At 39.6% G+C, this 4,108-nt stretch carries 5 protein-coding genes and 1 pseudogene; all 6 read right to left on the reverse strand.

What is annotated here, in order from left to right:
* Positions 1 to 288, reverse strand: a pseudogene (locus tag AC52RT_RS15970) (protein phosphatase 2C domain-containing protein); the annotation flags it as partial.
* Positions 289 to 291: 3 nt separating this feature from the next.
* Positions 292 to 762 carry a PP2C family serine/threonine-protein phosphatase gene (locus AC52RT_RS15975; protein WP_495541658.1) on the reverse strand — a complete coding sequence of 157 codons (471 nt, stop codon included), beginning with the start codon at positions 760 to 762 and terminating at the stop codon, positions 292 to 294.
* The gene (locus AC52RT_RS15980) at positions 755 to 1,117 is read right to left on the reverse strand and encodes an HIT family protein (RefSeq protein WP_495541659.1); all 363 of its coding nucleotides are present in this window, start codon (positions 1,115 to 1,117) and stop codon (positions 755 to 757) included. The genes AC52RT_RS15975 and AC52RT_RS15980 overlap by 8 nt, the downstream gene beginning before the upstream one ends.
* A gap of 29 nt (positions 1,118 to 1,146) precedes the next feature.
* Positions 1,147 to 1,323, reverse strand: a complete 177-nt coding sequence (locus AC52RT_RS15985) for a hypothetical protein (protein WP_495541660.1) — start codon at positions 1,321 to 1,323, stop codon at positions 1,147 to 1,149.
* A 74-nt stretch (positions 1,324 to 1,397) separates the two neighbouring features.
* On the reverse strand, positions 1,398 to 3,473 hold the full coding sequence (locus AC52RT_RS15990; protein WP_495541661.1) for a methyl-accepting chemotaxis protein: 2,076 nt from the start codon (positions 3,471 to 3,473) through the stop codon (positions 1,398 to 1,400).
* A gap of 149 nt (positions 3,474 to 3,622) precedes the next feature.
* On the reverse strand, positions 3,623 to 4,108 hold a 486-nt coding region (locus AC52RT_RS15995), incomplete at its 5' end, for a GHKL domain-containing protein (RefSeq protein WP_495541662.1).

Genomic DNA, 4,108 nt, shown 5'->3' on the forward strand with positions numbered 1-4,108 from the left:
CTGAACGTTCCAAGTAATAATCGTCGTACTGTCTCTCACCTGATGCTCCTGGATGTTAGAAAGCATCTTTCTTACGGCTTCATCAGCTGGTATCTCCATTAAAGCATGATAGATTGCTGCCGAGTCAGCATAAGGCTCCCCTGGACATTCTGTCAGCCCGTCCGTGGTTAAAAAAATCTGATTGCTGCCTGTTCTTAATTCACGTGTTCCTCTAGTAAAACAGGGCATAGGCTGGTCAAAGGTATTCACTTGTCCAATCCATTCATAAAATTGCCGCTCGTTCAGCATATATTAACCCAAGTCTGCCAGTTCTGGATGTAGAAGATAAAACATGCAGTCTCCCACCGAGAGCCACCAAACATAGTTTTCTTTTCTTACCACGAATAAGCAGGCGGTTTCCCCTTTCACTTCTCGGCACGCTTGTAGAAAATCATGGCTTTGAAGAATAGTTAATATGTGCTCCTCTATTTGTTTGAGTGCAACGGGGCTTGGCTGGGAGAGTATCGTTTCCACGTTCAATTGTTCTTGTTGAAAGCGATCTACAATAAGTGCCGCACTATCTGCTGAGTAATGAGCATCAAGGACCACCGCAAACTCCCACTCTCGCTGTTCATCCGCCCAAACGATACAGCCATCCTCATTTTTGTATGCACCAGCCGCTGAACTTCCGCCAAACCGGCCCACTGTTACTTGCTTCACCTGCACGACACTTACTTCATCCACAAATGGATGTTCACTTCCAACCCAGCCTAGTTTAATCATGCTGATGATCCTCCAAATAGGATTTTATACGTAAACTGAGCCTTTCAATATCGGCCGCATCTCCTACTGGCGCTTCACTCCATTCATAAACATCAAACGCATGCTCCGCTCCTTCAGAGTGGTCGAGAGCCCTGCTGACTCTTGCCATGATGACGCCAAACGCCTGCGCTTCTGCTAGATTCATATCTCCAATTAACCTAGCATGACGTTTTAAATCAATCATAATATGTCCTAGATATCCAGGTTGGCCATTATGATCAATATGACCGACATATACGTAATCATCCTCAAAGATAACTGGCCCTGCAGTCTCTTTATTTCCCACATGCTTCGTACAGATAAAACAGTCTTCCATGTTATGTCCCCCTTACTCGTTTTCCGAGATTATAGTACGAAAAGTAATAAAATGGTATTTTTATTTTTATCTAGACTAATTCTATTAACGAGCTTTGGTGAATTAAGGTAGATTTCTCCAATAATCTCCTGTAATTGATGATTCCCTATATCTGTATTTGTCATGACGACTAGTCCAGTTTCTAAAGAGGGTAATGCCGCCATCAAACATTAATAACCTCCACCCCAGCCTAACTCACAAAAAAAGACATGGGAGGTTACACCATGTCTTTTTTGGATATCTATTTGATAATAAATTCTCTTAACGTTATTTCTAATTCGTTGATTAATTCGTTTACGTTTTGTGTATATTGAGCTAGTTCGTTAGATGATGCTGCTTGTTCCTCCATCGAGGAGGCTATTTCTTCTGAGGCTGCTGTTGTTTGTTGAGACACAGCTGTTATTTCTTCAATCATAGCCATGACCGTTTTCTTCTGCTCATTCAGCACGCTGATTGTTTCTGTCTCTTTATTTATGGATTGCGATATCTGTATGACTGAAGTCTCGAGTTCAACCATAGAGTCTCGTACAGTTAGGACGGCACTCTTTTGGTCCATGCTGATTTGGTTGGTTTCATTCGTTGTTTTCAACAGGTCCTCTGTATCTGATAAAACACTATTAATAATATTTTGAATATCAATCGTGGCTTTCTTGGAATCATCGGCAAGTGTTCGTACTTCATTTGCAACGACAGCAAATCCCTTTCCATGTTCACCGGCTCTAGCTGCCTCAATAGATGCATTTAGAGATAATAGATTGGTCTGCTTAGCAATTTGAGAAATGGCATGTGTTACATTTGAAATCGTTTTCGATTTTTCAACTAGACTAGTACTCATATGCGTAACAGATTTGAAGGCCGCTTCTAATTTTTGATAAGAAGTTTCTAGTCTATCTACTTGTTCTTTGCCTGTTTCTAATTTTTTAGAAGCTGAATGTAACACTGATTGAGTCTGATTAGATTGCTCCCTTAATTCATCCATTTCGTTGCTTAGTTCACGAATGGCATTTGCACCCTGCTCGACTTGTTCTGATTGATTGGCTGCCCCTATAGCAATTTCTTCGATTGCACGTGATACCTCAGAAATCGCCGTACTACTTTCAGCAGCAATAACACTTAATCCGCCCGTTGCTTTTGTCACAGACTGTGTGTTCTCCTTAACTTTCTCAATGAGTCCTCTCAATCTGCTAAGCATGGCATTATAACTTACCGATAGATCACCAAATTCGTCATTTGCTTTATAGTGGTATTCTGTGACTAAATCACCACTCGCTGTTTTTCCGATCACACCTTGTAGGTTAGAAATGATTTTTCTTAAAAAATTGGCTAAGAAAAGCGCACATATTACTCCAAATAGTAAGCCAAATAGTTCAGAAGATATGGCAGCTTGTTTAATTTCATTTAATTTAGAAGCTATAATCTCGTCAGAGGTAAACGATAACACTTTCCAATTCAGCTCCGGCACGCTATTGACCTGACCAGTATACGTTTTACCATCCCATTTTAACGGTTGTGAAGTAACGGTCTTCCCTTCATACATCTTCGTTACCCAATCAAATTGTGAAGAAAATTGTTTCGGATCTGTTAATAAATCTTCAACACCTTCTACCGTACCGCTGTTTTTAGGGTTGATATTTCTACCGTCCATCCCCTCCATAAAGGAAGAAACAATAAATCCTTGTGAATCGAGAATGATTAGCTGACTATTGGAATGGTCTTCGATTTCTATTCTCGTCTTTCCTATAGTGGATAAATCAACATCATAACCTAATGCACCTACCATTTTTCCTTCTAATAGGACTGGTGTCACAACAGATGTCATCATTTTTTGTGATGATTCATCTTTATAAACATCCATCCATCTCGTTTCTGGAGTCTCTGTTAATGCTTTAAACGTTAAGGTCTCTCTAGCATCTTTGGCATAGTCAATCGGTGGATACATCGTTAAACTACCGTCATTTCCATCCATATAATAAGCGGAAATAAGCGATTTATCATTTTTTTGAACCGATTCTAGTATTTCCGACATACGGTCTTTAGACGTAGAATCGATTTGTGTGGTGACAATATGAGCCAATTGTTCAAGGGCGTTTTCATAACTCTTCAAATCTAAGTTAATCTGAGCTGCCGCACTTTTTGCATAGCTTATATTTGATGTTTTAGTATCCTCTTCAAATATAGATGAAACCTTGATATATACGGATGAGACAGATCCCACAAGCACGAGCAGAACGATAATACTAATAAAGAACATCCATTTCAGTCGAATGGATACCCTCTTTTTTCTTTTTTCTTTATTTTTTCCTATTAACTTTGCCATTGGCTTCTGCTCCTTCTTTTTAACAATCATTCATGATGTTTTTTACGCGTACAAATTACTATCGGTAAATAACTTAAATTTTAAAGTACGTTTATAGGGGTCATAGAAAAAAGGATCTTAAAAAAAGACCCTTCACATAAAAGAATGACTTATCGGATTGCCGGAATTTTAATTTTTACAGTAAATTCTTCATCCTTATGGACAAAGTCTAAAAATCCGTGATGTGCCGTAACAACATCTGCGATTATCTTTGTGCCCAGCCCGTCGTGACCTTTCCCCTTAGTTGTTTGTCCGGACTTTTTAAACAGTTCATCCAGTACATTAGCGGGAACTGGCAGACTCTTATTCTTACAAATGAGTAAATACAAACCGCTTCGTTTATAAAATTGCAAGGTGAGTATCCCCTGTTTTTGATGAACCTGCTGCCATTGCTCACAAGATTCAATGCTATTCGCTAACAAATTACCAAGTAATATGACCGCTTCTTTGTCAGGCAGCGGCAAAGTAGATAGCGGAATGTCCAAATCATAAACTATATCAATTCCCGCTGTTTGTCCACGCCGGTACATTTGATGTAAAACACCTGCAACCGTACCCCGCTCCCCTTTAATCGATAGATTCGTCTCTTCATACCC

Source organism: Peribacillus sp., from assembly GCF_059453735.1.

Excerpts from the sequence above, each read along its gene's own strand:
- AC52RT_RS15990 (WP_495541661.1), bottom strand. The coding sequence starts at position 3,473 with ATGGCAAAGTTAATAGGAAAAAATAAAGAAAAAAGAAAAAAGAGGGTA.
- AC52RT_RS15975 (WP_495541658.1), bottom strand. The coding sequence starts at position 762 with ATGATTAAACTAGGCTGGGTTGGAAGTGAACATCCATTTGTGGATGAA.
- AC52RT_RS15980 (WP_495541659.1), bottom strand. The coding sequence starts at position 1,117 with ATGGAAGACTGTTTTATCTGTACGAAGCATGTGGGAAATAAAGAGACT.